The following is a 14,444-nucleotide window of genomic DNA, read 5'->3' as shown; positions in this document are numbered from 1 at the left end:
AGCCTAGCCTCGATGATTCGCGTGTAGCGGCGGTGCTGCCGGCCCAGCCGGTCTGATCGAGTGGTGTCGATTGTTTGGTGGGCTGGGCGTGGTGGTGGGCCGTCTGTCGCGGCGGTGGGCGTGGTCTCCTGGGTTCTCCGGCCGGTGGGTCGGGGGTTGGCCCGGGGTCAGCCGGGTGCGGGGATCGCCGTGATCCGGGTGAACGCGGCGGTGATCTGTTCTGCCCAAGGCCAGGTGGCCGGGTTGCGCACCCGGCGGCGGCGCTGTCCGTGGACGATGCGGGCGGCGGTGTGCAGCAGCCGGTAGCGCAGCCGTTTCGGCTCGGCGGTGGCGAGGTCACCGTCCAGGGCGTGCAGTTGCAGCCAGCAGATGAGGTCCGCGGCGATCGCGGCGGCAACACACCAGGCCTGGTTGATGGCGAACTCGCGGGACGGTAGCCGGCGCAGGCCGGTGTCTTTGGCGCAGCGGATCCGGTCCTCGACGCGGGCGTGGGCGCGGTGTCGGGCTTCGAGCCACTGCAGGGCGCCGGCCTGGGTGTTCGTGACGATCGCGGTGTAGCGCCAGCCGTCACGTTCCTCGAACAGCGACAACTGCGCGCCGGGGTGCGGGCGTTCACGGCGGACGATGACCCGCGCACCTTGTGGCCAGCTGGTCAGGGTGAGCAGCCCGGTCAACTCCGCGACCTGGGCGCCCTCGCGGATGCCGCCGTCGGCGGCCAGCGCCGGTGTCCAGGCGGTCGCGGGTAGTGCGGTGATGGCGGCGCGTTCCGGCTCACCGATCGACCAGCCGATCGAGTACTCCACTCGCCGGCGCGTGGTGTTCAGGTTGGTGAGCCAGTCGAGGACCTTGTGGGTAGCCGCGGCGCTGTCACCTCGCACGAGCAGATGCCGCCGATGGGGCACCGGGATCTGTGCGATCGCGTCGGCGAGGACTTCGACGTGGTCGGTGGCGGTGTTCGCGCCGGCGTTTCCCGGCCGCAGCTTCACCGCGAGCATCTCGCCGGTGTTGTCGCAGGTCACGAGAATGGGGTGGAAGCCGTACGTGTGTTTGTAGGTCGCCGCGGCGCCGTCCTTGTCCGAGTGGGCGAGCACGATCGTGGAGTCCACGTCCAGCACGACCACGCCCGCGCCGATGTCGCGGCCCGCCGCCCGGGCTGCCGGCGCCCCGCCGAACAGCTGCCACATCCGAGCCCGGACCCTCGCCCTGGCCACCGCAATCCGCCGCAGCTGAGCGGTGCCGATCTCGTCGAGTGCCCGCCACACCGTGGTATCGGACGCGACCGACCCGAACACCTCGTGCTGGTGGCGCAGCACGTCGATGTCGCAGATCGCCTCGCCACCGTCGGCGATCATCACCGCGAGATCCACCAGCACCCGGCCGCGATCGTGGACCGGCCACCGCCCCCGGCGGGCCAGCCCGCCCGACAACGCCCCGGTCAGCCCGGACCGGTCGGCCAGCATCCGCAGCAGCGCCGCACCGACGTGCGACACCACACCCGTTCCGTCCGCGGTGACCCGCAGATCCTTCGACCACGCCGTAAACTTCACCGCGGAAGTGCCTCCCAGGTAGAGAACCTTGTAGATGTCGCAATCACAAGTTTCCCCTGCCAGAGAGGCACTTCCGTCTATCTACACGCCGGAAGACCCCACGAATTGATGATCACCATGAATCACCCGGGCTAGGCAGCGGGGCCGAGCGTCGCGTCCAGCAGCGTGGCGGCCAGCGCGCGGCCGGTGGCGAGCGCGGCGGCCGCGTCGCGGTCCATCCGGGCGGTGATCCCGATGCCGTCGTAGATCATGTGGAGCTGGTGGCCAAGGCTGCCCGGGTCGGCGGCGCCGGCCTGCCGGGCGAGGTCCGTGAACAGCCCGCGCACCCAGGCCCGGTAATCGTCGGCGGCGACGGTGGCCGCCCCGCCGGAGGACGCCTCCGCGGTCGCGGCCACGAACGGGCAGCCCCGGTAGTCCGGCTCGGCGAGGCGCGCGCCCTGGACCTCGTACACGCCGAGGATCTTTTCCCGCGGCGTCCGGTACGCGACCAGGCTCTCGGTGACCCGCTTCTCGATCGTCCGGTGCCGGCCCCGCAGGTAGGCCCGGATCAGCTCGTCCTTGCTGCCGAAGGTGTTGTAGAGCGTGGCCTTCGCGACGCCGGCGTGCTCGATCACGCGGTCGATGCCGACCACATGCACACCCTCGCGGTAGAACAGCTCGTCGGCCGCGGCGAGCAGCCGCTCCCGGGCCGATGGCCGCGCGGTGGTTACCGCCATCTCATTCACCGCCTTTGTCAGCTTGCCGTCATCGTACGTGCGCGCACCGGTCAGCTCGCCGCCTTGATCCGAGGCGCTTGGCGGCGCACCAGGGCGGCACCCGCCAGCGCGGCGAGCACGATCACCGCGATGCCGTACTCCCGCGCGGTGTCGATCAGGCCGCCCGCGTGCACCACCAGGAACCCGGCCACCACCGCCGGCACGCCCAAGCCCAGGTAGGAGACCACGTAGAGAAGGGCCAGCACGCCGGCCCGCTCGTGGGCGGCGACCAGCGGCACCACGATCCGGATCGCCCCCTGGAAGCCGCTGCCGAAGCCGATGCCGGCGACCCCGGTCGCGACCAGGAAGCCCACTGTGGAGCCGGCGGAGATCGCGACCAGCGTGCCGGCCACGCCGACGATCAGGCCGATGACGCCGACCGCGAGCGCCGTCTTCGCCGCGCGCTTGTCGATCGCGAGCACGGACAGTGCGGCGACGGCGGCGAGCACGAACAGGCCGAGGCCACCGTAGACCGCGGACGTGGAGTGGGCCAGGTCGCGGACCAGGGCCGGACCGAGGGAGGCGTAGAAGCCGGCCAGCGCCCAGACCGCGAAGAGCACCGGCGCGGCGATCGCCACCGGACCGCGGACGTCGCGCGGCAGCCTGATCTCCGGGATCAGCGAGTGCCGGGCGCCGGGCGCGCGGGAGACCGTCTCGGGCATCAGCGCTACGCCGACCGCCTGAAGCGCGAGCACGCCGAGCAGCGCCAGATAGATCAGGTGGGTCGGGGCGGGGAGGAACTGCACGACAAGGGCGGAGAGCAGAGCACCACCACCGGTGCCGATGCCGGGGGCGACCGCGTTGGCGGTGGCGCCGCGGACGCGGTCGATGTCGAGCATGCCGGCTCCGAGCGCGGCCAGCGCCGCGCCCGTGGCCAGACCCTGGACGACCCGGGCCGCGAGCAGCGCGGGTACGCCACCCGCGAGCGCGAACACCACGAGGGCGGCGGCCTGGACGAGCAGGGCGACGAGGAGCACGGGCCGCCGGCCGACGTGGTCGGAGAGGCGGCCGAAGACGAGCAGTGCGAGCAGCACCGCGACCGCGTACACGCCGAAGACGACGGTGGTGGTCATCGGCGAGAAGCCCCATTCGGCCTGGTACGTCGCGTAGAGCGGGGTCGGCGCGCTGGACGCGGCGAGCAGCGAGACGACGATCGAGGCGAGCAGGACCAGTGAGCTGGTGCCTCCGAGGCGGAAGCGGCCCATGCGACCGGTGGGGATGGTCCGCCGATCGGCGGCGATGGCGGTGGCGCTCACGAGCGGCTCCCTGGATAGGCCCGTCTGTCTGGTGCGGTCTTTAGGTTAGACAGACCTGTCTGTTCAAACAACGTGATCCGCGTCCTACGGCACGGAGCGGCGCGCCGCAGCCTCCGACCACTCGGCCAGCATCAGGGTGGCGTCGTCCCGGGGCGGCCCCGGCCTGGTGGTCGATCACCGTATGGGAGAGCGGGCGCAGGATCTCGGCCGCCCACACGTCCGCGCCGACTCGATGGGCTCCGTCGGCGACTCGTTCGACAACGCGCTGATGGAGAACTTCTGGTCCACCCTGAAGATCGAACTCGTCTACCGCACAAGCTGGCGCACTCGCGACGAGGCCGAGAACACGATCTTCGCCTACATCGACGGCTGGTAAAACACCCGTCGGATCCAGAAGGAACTCGGCTACCTCAGCCCTGACGAGTACGGGACCGCCCGGCATACCCGCCAGAGCAACCCAGCCGAGCCACCAGTCACCACCCCTGCGCCGGCCGGCAGCAGGTAACCACCGCTCCATCGAAGCGGGGGAACTCACCAAGGAGATCTCAGTAGGCCCAGGCAGCACCAAACTGCGATGGGCAGCCGCGATGAGAGCGAGCGCATGGTCGACGTCTACGGTCGGCATCGATATTTGTCCCTCCGGACGGCGGAATCACACGGATCGTCGGGTGTGGTTACGTGGAACGCGTGAGCGCCGAAGTGACGGTGGGCGTGGTGAGCGCGGTCGTGGCCGTGGCCGGACTTGGGATCTCGTACCTGCAGCTGCGCCGTACCTCCACCGGGAGCGTGTCGCGTAGGTCCGTGCGGTGGCGGGCGCCGGTCGTAATCGGCGATGTGCCGCGGGAGCCGCTGGCCCACACCCGCCGGGCGGCGCTGCTCGACCAGTTGGCGCGCGCCCTCGACGGCGGCTCGGTCGTCGCGCTGATCGGCGGTCGCGGTGTCGGCAAGACCCACCTGGCCGCGACGTACACCCGCGAACGCCTGGCCCGGCGCCTGCGGCTGGTGCTGTGGATCGTCGCCGAGGAACCCGCCACGATCGTGACGGCGCTGGCGGCCCTGGCCCGCGAGGTCGGGCTCATCGACGCGGTGATCGACACCGACGCCGCCGCGAGGGCCGCGCTGCGCTGGCTGGAGCAGCGGCCGTCGCCGTCGCTCATCGTCCTCGACAACGCCCTCGACCCCGATGCCGTCCTGCCCTGGCTGCCCCGCCGCGGCAGGGCGCGGGCCGTCATCACCACCACCAACCAGGACTTCGCCCAGCTCGGTGCCGAGGTCCGCGTCGAGGGCTTCACCCCGGCGCAGGCCGCGGCCTTCCTGTGCGCCCGTAGCGGCCTCAACGACATCGAACAGGCCACGCTCGTCGCGCACGAACTCGGCGACCTTCCCCTCGCACTGTCACAGGCCGGCGCGGTGATCCGCCGCCGACGCCAGTCGTTCGGCGACTACCTCGCCGGACTCGGCTCCGCGCCACTCGCCTCAATGCTTGCCCGGGTGCCGGGAGACGAGTACCCGAGCAGCGTCGAGCAGGCCACACTTCGCTCGATCGCCGACGCCGAGGCGGCCGACCCGACCGGCGTGGCCCGGCGCGTTGTCGACCTCATGGCCCTACTGTCACCCAGCGGAGTCCGACGCGACCTGCTGTATCACCTGCCCATCGAGCGGCCTGGAATCGACAGCGCCGTCGCGACTCTGGCCGGTGCCTCCGTCATCGGGTTCGACGTCACCGGCACCGTCGTGGTCATGCATCGACTCACGCGACGCTTCGCACTGACGCGCATACGAACCCAAGGTCGACTGCGGGCGGCGGCACAGGAAGCGACCACATTGCTCGACGCCGCCGTGGCGGCCACACCGCCGGCCGATGTCGATCTGGTCGACCACGTCGCCGACGTCTGGGTCGCAGTGCACCGCGACCTGAAGCCCGACCCCGAGGCGACGGGACTCGTCGCCGACCTTCTGCGGCTGCGCCGGTGGAGCGTCGAGCGGCTCGGCGCCCTCGGCGAGTCCGCCCGCTCGCTGACCACCGCGATCGCCGTACTCGAAGAGCATCAGAACGCGGACGGCATCGACGACGAGGCCGTCTCGCTCGCCCGCCGTGCCGTGATCGACGCGGGCATCGGCACCGACCGCGAACTCGAGGTCGTGACATTCGCCGAAGAGGCCCTCGCGGAACGGATGCGCATAGACGGCCCCGACAAGTCGGGCACCGTGTCGGCCCGCAACCTGCTTGGGTACTGCTGTGAGTGCGCCGGCCTACTGGAGCGCGCCTTGGAGATCCACCGCTACAACCTGCAGGAGAGCCTGCGCGCCTGCGGCCCCGATGCCCGCTCGACCATGGCCGCACGCATCAACATCGCCAGCACCCTGCGCTCGATGGGACAAATCAACGAAGCGGTCCCGATCTTCGAGGAGAACCTCCGCGAGAACACCCGCGCATACGGGGCCGAGCACGAGTCGACCATCAACGCCCGCGGCGAACTCGCCCGAACCTATGTCCGAATCGGCCGCGCGGCAGAGGCGATCACGCTCCACGAGATCAACGCCGACCTGCATCGCGCCGAGCCCGTTGGAACACTGGCCCTGTGGTGGCCTCAGTACCGAGCGACGGCCTACTCGGCCGCAGGCCGCCACGACGAGGCCATCGCGCTACTACGCGGCCTCGTTGAACAGGCCCAGGCGACCCTCCCACGGGACAACCCGCGCCTGATCCGGCTGCGACTCTTCCTCGCCCGCGCACTATCCGCCGCCAGCCACCATCGGCGCGCGCTGCGGCTGTTCGAGCGAGTGGCGCAGGACCGGACGCGGGTGCTCGGCATCGACCACACCGCGTCGTTGAACGCACGCCGCAACCTGGGACTAGCCCTCGCGGTACGCGGCCAGCGCCGCCGGGCAAGGACCGTTCTCACGGCCGTGCTGGCCGACTACATCCGGGTCCTGGGCGAAGAGCACCCATACACAGCGAGCGCCCGGTCGAGCCTGGAGGAACTGCCGTCGCTGCGCGAATTCCCGCTCTGAATGGTCAGATCGAAAATGGCTCGCTGGTCTCCTCACGGAGGTATGGGCACCTGAGACTGGATCTTGACTACCCGCCCTGACCGGGGAACAAGGTCGAACTCGAAGCGAAGCACAGGCCCCCAGGTTCCGGCGAACGGCAGAGTCATCCTCGGGTCGTCAGCTATCCACAGGCCGGGGAGTCATCCACCGAAGGTCGCGCCATCAAACTGGATACCGTGCCTGAACGTTGCTCCATCGAACGTAGCGACGCCGTGAAACCTCGTCCGGCTGAAGTTCACCTGGTGGAGGTTGCACCCAGTGATATCGATGCTGATGAGAGTAGCCTCGGTCATGTCCAGGATGCGATCCCCCAGTACAACGGGTCGGGATCCCGTCCTCGGTGGTCGGCCTGAGATGGCGGGCGAGGATGCGCTGCGCCGCGAGGCGAACCTGAGCGTGAACCCGGCCATACAGGAAATTGTCGCAGGGCGCACGTCGCGCCAGGGGACCTCTCGTCCATCCTCACAGTCGTACCGGATGGCCGCTCTGCGGCACGGTGACCAGCGATCGGATCGATGCGCCCGGCCGGCCACAGGACCGTCTGGGCGCACCGCCGCCGCAACCCCGGTATCGCCCGGTGCGTGCCGGGTCAGCCGGCGTTGCAGGTTCTCCCGACATAGACCGCGTACCGGATGTCGTAGGTCCGTCCCAGGTAGGTCAGGCCCGGCTTCACGCACAGCTCATAGTCGGGGGCGAAAATGGTGTCGACGTTGATGACCACATCGGTCCGAGGCGGCGAGTCGCAGTGGTTGTAGTAGGCGTGGAAGCCGTCGGTCGTCGTAACGTAACCGCAGGGAGTCGCTGCGGCACCAGCCTCAGTCGATCCTTGACCAGCCGGTGCCGCCGAGGCCACGGACGGCGCGACGCCGAGACCGAGCGCGAGCGCCACTGCGCCCGCACCGATGGAGGCGAGCCTGAGCGCCTTCGCACGCTCCCGTACTCGCGCTGGGACAGTTGGGCCGTTGGTCATGATTCCTCCTTGGACGACCGGTGGTCGTACCACGACGCGGATGCCACCTGCGGCGAACGATCTTCAGCACCCTTCTGCGTCTGGTGTTCGAGTACGAAAAAGCTAACGCTGCCCGGATTCAGATTGGCTTCACCGAATTCGTGAGCCTCAGCGCGATCCGGCTGACTCCGCAGGTGCAAGCGGGCAGGCGGCGGACGCGCATTGCGGGCCGGGGGCGAAAGGACCCCGCGACTACCTGTGGGCGTGGATCACCACCGCCACCCGGCCGGATGAGTATCGGTGGCTGTTCATTCGCCGCAACCGCACCACAGGCGAGCTGGCCTTCTACCTGTGTTGGTCACCCCGCCCGGTGCCGCTGCACACCCTCGTAAGGGTGGCCGGCTCCCGCTGGAGCATCGAGGAACTGTTCCAAACCGGCAAAGGCCAGGCCGGTCTGGACCACTACCAGGTCCGCGGCTGGACCGGCTGGCACCGGTTCATCACCCTGGCCATGCTCGCCCTGGCCGCCCTGACCATCCTCGCCGCCACCACCGCGCAGCAGCCCGACACCGACCCGAAGATCATCGCGTTGACCGTCGCCGAGATCCGGCGGCTCCTCAACGCCTTCGTCCTTGCCCTGCCGCTACCACCAGCGCACACCCTGCACTGGTCGATCTGGCGACGAACATCCCAAGCCCGAGCCCGACGATCCCACTACCAACGCAGACTTGCTCACGACGCCAGCCCGACGATCAAGTGACGTTGGAGTACTAATCGAGTTGTCTAGGCCGCCCGCGCGCGTCATCCTTGATCCATGCGCGTGGGTGTGCGGCGAGCTAGTCGCGCCGAGCCGATCGTCGAGGACCGCGTCCTCGCCTGATCCTCGGTGCCGGCTCGGCGTGTGTGCGTCAACCGACCCCACGCGTTCGCGACGTTTCGCGGTGAGGACCCCACTTCGACAGCCGGGGTCGTGAGCGCGTTCGAGCTGTCCTCTCGAAACGGCGACAGATCATGCGATCCGACCAGATACGTTCGACCTTCCTCGACTTTCTTCCGCAGCCTCGACCACCTCGAGCTGCCGCCCGGTCCGCTCGTGACCGATGAGCGCGACCTGCTCTTCACCAACGCGGGCATGGTCCAGTTCAAGCCCTATTTCCTGGGCGGTTCCCGCCCGCCGCGACCCCGGCTGATGACGGCGCAGCGCTGCGTCCGCACGGTCGACATCGACCGGATCGGGCTGACCGACCGGCACGCGACCGAGTTCGAGATGCTCGGCAACTTCGCGTTCGCCGACTACTTCAAGCGCGAGTCGATGGCGTGGGCGCTGGAGCTGCTCACGCGTGGCTACGGGCTGGAGCGGGACCGGCTCTGGATGACCGTGCTCCATGGCGACGAGGAGAGCGTCGACCTGTGGCGTGGCCTCGGTGTGCCCGCGCAGCGCATCCAGCGGCTCGGTCCGGAGGACAACTTCTGGAGCCTGGGCGTGCCCGGTCCGAGCGGGCCGACCTCGGAGATCTTCTACGACCGGGGCCCGGCGATCGGCCGCGACGGTGGTCCGGCCGTCGACAGCGAGCGCTTCGTCGAGCTGTGGAACCTCGTGTTCATGCAGTACCAGCGGGGGAGCACCGACGAGGAGATCCTCGGCGACCTGCCCGGCCGGCACATCGACACTGGCCTGGGTCGGGACCGGCTGGCGATGCTGCTGCAGGGCGTCGGCAACCTCCAGGAGACCGATGTCGTGCGCCCGACGCTGGGCGCGGTCCGCGAGGCGACGGGCCGGGACGACGAGCCGGCGGCGCACCGCCTGGTCACCGACCACCTGCGGACCGCGGTCTTCCTGATCTCCGCGGGCGTCCGGCCCGGCAACGAGGGCCGCAGGTACGTGGTGCGTCACCGCTGACGTGCTGCTCAAGGGCGTCGAGCCGGTCGTCCCAGGCGCGGCGCTGATCGTCGATCCAGGTGCCGAGCAGCGACAGCTGATCGACTCTCAGCCGGCAGGGGCGTCTGGCGCCTTCGCGCCGCTGCTCGACCAGGCTGCACCGCCACAGGACACCGACGTGGTGGGAGATCGCCTGTGGAGTCAGGTCGAACGGCTCAGCGAGCTCTCCCACCGTGGCGTCACCCTGCGCGAGACGAGTCACCAAGGCGCGACGGACGGGGTCACCGAGGGCGGCGAAGGCCGAGTCCAGGTCTGGGCCGGGCGCCACGAGAGAAGCGGGCATGACCTCGCCATAACGCAAAAGACCATTTGCACAAACCATCTTTTGCAGATTAGTCGGTGCCCGCGCGTGTCCGGTGGCCCCAACCCCGGTTGAGCTGGCACGCCGGCAGTGTCGCGTACGGTCGCGCGACACCGCCGGCGTGCGCCAGTTCGGTGGCTTCCTCCTGGCGTCAGCTCCAGGACAGCACGACGTCGCCCCGGGCGGCGTCGATCCCGTCGACCCAGATGTAGTACGTCTGCGCCGCCGTCGCGGCAAAGCTGATGATCGACTGAGACCCGCAGGTGGAGTTGTCGTTCGACGCGATCTCGGTCAGCCCGGTGATGGCCGTGCCGGTGGCTGCCGCCAGGGTGGTGTCGAAGTTTGACCCACATGTACGGAATTGGACGGTGCCTGTGCTCGGCGCGGTCCAGCGGTACCAGATGCTGGTTTCGGGGGTCGATTCGAAGGCCGGCTCACCGGGCTCGGCGATGGCCCGGTTGTTCGACCCGGCGACCGTTCCGGAGCCGCCGCTGATGACCTGCCCGGTGGAGTACAGGTCGTTGGCCTCCGGGTTGACGCTGTACTGAAGGCGGAGATCGCCCCGTTGGCTGTCGTAGCCACCCACCTGGATCCGGTAGACCGACGTGGCCGTCACGGCGAAGGAGATCAACGACTGTAACGTGTCGTTGAAGTCGTCGCTGTGTGCCGCCCCGATGAGCTCGGGCAGAAAGTCACCGGTATAGGCGGCCAGAGTGGTGTCGAACTTGGATCCGTACGTGGTGAAACGCGCGATGCCCGACTCCGGCGCCACCCACGTGTACCACAGTGTCGCGTCCGCCCACCCCGTCCCCTCGCTAGGCTCGCCGGCCTCTCCGGTGGCGTTGGCCGTGCTCGCGGCGACCGTACCGAACGGGCTGGTGAGCAACTGGGAGCCGGCGAAGTTGTCGTTGGCCGGCCGGTTGACGCCGTAGCCGAGCCGGTACCTGCCATAGTCGAATCCGTAGCCGTCCACCCGCACCCGGTACGTGGTGCCGGCCACGGCGGGAAACTCGACCTCGGACTGCAGCGTGCCGTTGGCGTCGTCGTTGAACGCCACCTGCGTCAGTGCCGACAAGGACGAGCCGGTGTAGACGTGCAGTTTCGAGTCGAAACCATGCTGGTTGACCGCGATCTTGGCGTTGCCGCTGACCGTGGGTGTCCAGCTGTACCAGACGGTGGTCTCGCCCGCTGGTTCGGCCGGATCCACCGTGGCGTTCTCATTGGTACCGACGACTGATCCGGAGTTGCCGCCGAGCGTGGCCGCGGCGGTGAACTGGTCGTGGGACGGGCGGGAGACCTGGCCGTTGACGAAGGTCGCCATGGCGCCCTGGTAGAGCTCGCCGTAAACGCCGGGGTAGTTGGGCTCGGCGCAGCCAAAGCCCCAGCTCACGTTGCCGATCTGGATGTCCTGCGGGGTCGACGTGATCAGCAGTGGGCCGCCGGAGTCGCCCTGGCAGGAGTCCTCTCCCCCGGAGAGCGGACCAGCGCCGACCATTGTCGGACCGTGGAACGACGCGCCGTACGCCGTCGACATCGTCGCGTCGGACTGGACGGGCACCGCCACCTTGAGGAGCTGGTTCGACGCCGCGCAGCCTGAGCAGACGCGGCCGTGGCCGATCACCGTCGAGGTGTCGCCCGGATCGACCAGGCCGAGCTCGTTGCCGCGCGCCAGCCGCAGCCACTGCACGTCCGGGTCGGTCCGGACGATGGGGGTCGCCAGGGTCAGGATCGCCACGTCGTTCTGGAAAGTGTCCGGGTCCCAGTCCGGATGGACCGTGACCGCGCCGATGTTCCGGACGACGCCGTTACTGGGAACCAGGGTGGTTCCGCCGATGCTGACCTGGAGGCTGGCCGGGTTCACGCCGCCGTCGACGCAGTGTGCCGCGGTGAGCACCTTCGTGGTCGACATGAGGGAGCCACCGCAGAAGGCTCCCCCGGTGGATCTTTGCAGCGATACGAAGTAGGGGAACTCGCCCGCGGCGGCCGGGGATCCGCCGACGATGTTGGTGCTCGGGCCGTCCGGTCGGGGCTTCGGGCCGGGCTCCTTCTGGGACGGCAACAGCGGCTTCGGCGCCGGATCGGTGTCCTGCGTCTGGCCGCCGGAGGCGGGTTGGACCTGGGCTGGCTCCGCAGGCTTGGGTACGTCGGCCTGGGCCGCGCCCGGCAGTGCCATGACCGCGACCAGCGCGGCGGCGGCACCTCGGCCGATCGATTTGGCAGACCGCCGTGGCCGTCCGGCCCGCGCGGAACGGCTGATGTTGTCGTGCTCATCGCGTGGTAGCACAGGTGAACCTCCGAAATCGCTGGCAGGTGATCCGCAATCGGAGTGACGATGAGGGGCGGCGATTGCCGCGCCCCCATCGACACGGACACGGGCGTAGCCGTGGCGGGGGATGCCCCAGCCAACTGGGGCATCCCCGGCGTGTCTTACCGGCATTAATCGCTTTCAGCGGGCTGCGCCAAAGGGTGGCGAGATTCTCGACAGCCGGCCGGTGAACAACCTGGCGGGGTACGGTTACCGTCGACGATCGGGGCCCTGCGTCCGACGTAGACGGCCGCGGCCGACGTCGTGCCGAGCACGGCGACGTCCAAGGTGCAGGTGTCCAGCCATGCCTGCGCGACCCCGGCCTGACGGCAGCCCAACTCCGCCGACTGCCGCAGCTCCCAGGGCAGGTCACGGGCGAAGAACGGCGCGGTCGGGTTGCCCGGGGTGACTGTGTTGCAGGGAGCGAGCAGCGACGAGGTGGCCGGGACCCGCCAACTGGGGCCGAACCTGTTGTACAGGAAGTTGAAGAACTGGGTGTTGAATGAGCTCGGCACGACGAACTGGGCGCCGTCCCTGGCTTCGAGCCGGGTAGGGTCGTTGTTGGGGTTGCCCAACAGGCCGCGCACCGTCGTCGGCGACCGGCCGAGACCGACGTGCAGATCGATGTAGGCGCCCCTCAACTCGACACGCATCCCGTTACCGGACGCGTCTCTGACGTAATGAATGTTTCCGGCGCGCTGGATCCGCACCCCGGAGGGCAGGGTCACCGACCCGCCCGGGGGCAGGGCGGCGGGTGCCCCGTCCACGATCAGACGCGTTCCCTCGCACACCGCCACCGTGGTGTTGCCCATCCTGACGGCGGCTGATCGGTTGACCGAGGTGTTGGGCCAGCTCGGCGCACCGGACACCTTCCGGCTCTGGACCTCGAACGCGGGGCCGACCTGCGCCTCGACGAAGTCGCCCGACGCCTGGAAGTCGTACAGCAGACCGGCGAACGTGGCCTGATGGGTGTCGCCAACAGTCACGGCCCTGCTGCATTCGGCGGTCAGGATGCCCGATCCACTCTTCTCGTAGAAGATGAGAGCCGGGCCAGCGGTGGCGGGCGGAGGTCCGACCTTGGGCGGGGCCGGCGGGTTCGTCGCGAGGTCACCCAGGAAGAGGTTGTTGCTCTCGGCGGTGAAGCCGGCGGTCACGCAGTTGGGCTCGACGGTCCCGCCGTAGTCGATCCTCGTACGGACCCGAGTTGACGCGCCGGAGTTGAAGGTGGCCTGGGTCCCGTTGCCGTAGCCGAACACGTTGAACTCGGCCTGTTTCCAATCCGACCCGACGTCGAGGATCTTCGGGCCCTTCTGCTCGTGCAGGGTGATCCCGGCATCGGGGGTGAAGGTGACCTCGGCGTCCGCCTTACTGATGTCACCGGTCAGTGCGAACTTGCTCATGTCCTTGATCGGCGTATTGACTGGTATAGATTTTGCCGGAGTGTCCTTGTAGCAGGAGATTCCGCCGAGGGTGGAGTGCGTGCTCCAGGTGGCCGGGCATGGCGTGGTGTCGTCGCTGGCATAGTTGAGCAGCCAGTACTCGATGAACAGCAGGCCGCTGGTACCGTCGTTGGCGAATATGAACTGTTGCCATCCCTGGCACGAGTCGCTGTCCGGATTGCACAGCGGGGTGGTGAAGTAGTTGGTGTTGAGTTGAAGCGTGTAGGCGTTGATCACGTCCGGGCCGCCGAGCTCGATGGGTGAGCGAACGCTCGCCACCCCGGTCACCTGCTCGAACGTCCCTTCCGCGCGGGAGATCGACTCGGTCGGGCTCTCCGCAACGAGATGGTCGTAGCTGCCCACCGACAGCGGGGTCGGTCCGGGGATTCTGGGTTCCATCGGGGTGGCCGGCGCGGCCACACAGGCGGTTTCCTGCCAGACCAGCCTGGGATAGCGGGCAGTGAAGCACCCCGTCGCCGACGGCTCCGCCACCTGCTCCATCTTCGTCTGCCAGGCTTGAAGGTTCTCCGTCGTAGCCGGCGCGCCCGCCGCCGCACCGGTCGGTGCTGCTGTCGACAGCAGGATCACCAATAGCGTGACATTCGCCAACCTGCGTCTTGCTCCGCATATTCGTGGTGATAACCGCATCGTCTTCCTCTCCCTACGGTCGCCGGCATCGTTTGGGTAGGGCCGGGCCTCCACACCTGGCTGGGCGTCAGGCGATCGCGAGGCATTTGCAATGGTGGATTGCCCTGGAGACCAGAGCCGTGGCAGCCGCCAGAGGGCAGCTTCGCCAAAGGATTCCCTTCTCGCTTTTCACGCGCTCACCGATTGCGGCGCACCATCAGTCTCGGCGTGAGCGTCCACGGATCGTCCACACCCCATCCACGGGCTCGCCC

11 protein-coding genes and 1 pseudogene are annotated in these 14,444 nt (G+C 69.0%); 4 read left to right on the top strand and 8 right to left on the bottom strand.

Translation table 11 applies throughout. From position 1 onward, the window contains the following. Positions 1-167: 167 nt before the first annotated feature. The 3 genes from ACSMXO_RS11215 to ACSMXO_RS11205 all read right to left on the bottom strand — a co-directional run bounded on the left by ACSMXO_RS11215 (position 168) and on the right by ACSMXO_RS11205 (position 3,558). On the bottom strand, positions 168-1,547 hold the full coding sequence (locus tag ACSMXO_RS11215; RefSeq protein ID WP_455417633.1) for an IS1380 family transposase: 1,380 nt from the start codon (positions 1,545-1,547) through the stop codon (positions 168-170). Positions 1,548-1,678: 131 nt separating this feature from the next. After that, positions 1,679-2,263: a TetR/AcrR family transcriptional regulator gene (locus ACSMXO_RS11210; protein WP_455417632.1), complete on the bottom strand. Its 585-nt coding sequence runs from the start codon at positions 2,261-2,263 to the stop codon at positions 1,679-1,681. Positions 2,264-2,313: 50 nt separating this feature from the next. Then, complete coding sequence (locus ACSMXO_RS11205; protein ID WP_455417631.1) at positions 2,314-3,558, bottom strand: MFS transporter; 1,245 nt, start codon at positions 3,556-3,558, stop codon at positions 2,314-2,316. A gap of 181 nt (positions 3,559-3,739) precedes the next feature. Between ACSMXO_RS11205 and ACSMXO_RS11200 the strand changes: the two genes are divergently transcribed. After that, complete coding sequence (locus ACSMXO_RS11200; protein WP_455417630.1) at positions 3,740-3,934, top strand: IS3 family transposase; 195 nt, start codon at positions 3,740-3,742, stop codon at positions 3,932-3,934. Positions 3,935-4,236: 302 nt separating this feature from the next. Further along, positions 4,237-6,573 (top strand): tetratricopeptide repeat protein, encoded by a 2,337-nt coding sequence (locus tag ACSMXO_RS11195; RefSeq protein ID WP_455417629.1) that lies wholly within the window; start codon positions 4,237-4,239, stop codon positions 6,571-6,573. Between the two features lie 179 nt (positions 6,574-6,752). Here ACSMXO_RS11195 and ACSMXO_RS11190 read toward each other — a convergent pair whose 3' ends face one another. Next, entirely contained in the window at positions 6,753-6,905 is a 153-nt protein-coding gene (locus ACSMXO_RS11190; protein WP_455417628.1) for a pentapeptide repeat-containing protein, read from the bottom strand. A gap of 296 nt (positions 6,906-7,201) precedes the next feature. Beyond that, the gene (locus tag ACSMXO_RS11185) at positions 7,202-7,582 is read right to left on the bottom strand and encodes a DUF6355 family natural product biosynthesis protein (RefSeq protein WP_455417627.1); all 381 of its coding nucleotides are present in this window, start codon (positions 7,580-7,582) and stop codon (positions 7,202-7,204) included. Between the two features lie 202 nt (positions 7,583-7,784). Here ACSMXO_RS11185 and ACSMXO_RS11180 point away from each other — a divergent pair. Continuing rightward, positions 7,785-8,321 (top strand): annotated as a pseudogene (locus tag ACSMXO_RS11180) (IS701 family transposase); the annotation flags it as partial. A 333-nt stretch (positions 8,322-8,654) separates the two neighbouring features. Further along, complete coding sequence (locus ACSMXO_RS11175) at positions 8,655-9,461, top strand: alanine--tRNA ligase-related protein (RefSeq protein ID WP_455417626.1); 807 nt, start codon at positions 8,655-8,657, stop codon at positions 9,459-9,461. On the opposite strand, the gene ACSMXO_RS11170 is transcribed toward ACSMXO_RS11175, so the two are convergent. The 3 genes from ACSMXO_RS11170 to ACSMXO_RS11160 all read right to left on the bottom strand — a co-directional run bounded on the left by ACSMXO_RS11170 (position 9,370) and on the right by ACSMXO_RS11160 (position 14,247). Continuing rightward, on the bottom strand, positions 9,370-9,783 hold the full coding sequence (locus ACSMXO_RS11170) for an ArsR/SmtB family transcription factor (RefSeq protein WP_455417625.1): 414 nt from the start codon (positions 9,781-9,783) through the stop codon (positions 9,370-9,372). The two genes, ACSMXO_RS11175 and ACSMXO_RS11170, sit on opposite strands and share 92 nt — an antisense overlap. Positions 9,784-9,952: 169 nt before the next feature. Continuing rightward, positions 9,953-11,974: a serine protease gene (locus ACSMXO_RS11165; protein ID WP_455417624.1), complete on the bottom strand. Its 2,022-nt coding sequence runs from the start codon at positions 11,972-11,974 to the stop codon at positions 9,953-9,955. Positions 11,975-12,237: 263 nt separating this feature from the next. Further along, on the bottom strand, positions 12,238-14,247 hold the full coding sequence (locus tag ACSMXO_RS11160) for a VWD domain-containing protein (RefSeq protein WP_455417623.1): 2,010 nt from the start codon (positions 14,245-14,247) through the stop codon (positions 12,238-12,240). Between the last annotated feature and the right edge of the window lie 197 nt (positions 14,248-14,444).

Source organism: Plantactinospora sp. DSM 117369 (assembly GCF_053764795.1).
This window is presented reverse-complemented; position numbering and strand designations above follow the sequence as displayed.

Excerpts from the sequence above, each read along its gene's own strand:
- ACSMXO_RS11210 (WP_455417632.1), bottom strand. The coding sequence starts at position 2,263 with ATGGCGGTAACCACCGCGCGGCCATCGGCCCGGGAGCGGCTGCTCGCC.
- ACSMXO_RS11200 (WP_455417630.1), top strand. The coding sequence starts at position 3,740 with ATGGGAGAGCGGGCGCAGGATCTCGGCCGCCCACACGTCCGCGCCGAC.
- ACSMXO_RS11190 (WP_455417628.1), bottom strand. The coding sequence starts at position 6,905 with ATGACCGAGGCTACTCTCATCAGCATCGATATCACTGGGTGCAACCTC.
- ACSMXO_RS11185 (WP_455417627.1), bottom strand. The coding sequence starts at position 7,582 with ATGACCAACGGCCCAACTGTCCCAGCGCGAGTACGGGAGCGTGCGAAG.
- ACSMXO_RS11170 (WP_455417625.1), bottom strand. The coding sequence starts at position 9,783 with ATGCCCGCTTCTCTCGTGGCGCCCGGCCCAGACCTGGACTCGGCCTTC.
- ACSMXO_RS11165 (WP_455417624.1), bottom strand. The coding sequence starts at position 11,974 with ATGGCACTGCCGGGCGCGGCCCAGGCCGACGTACCCAAGCCTGCGGAG.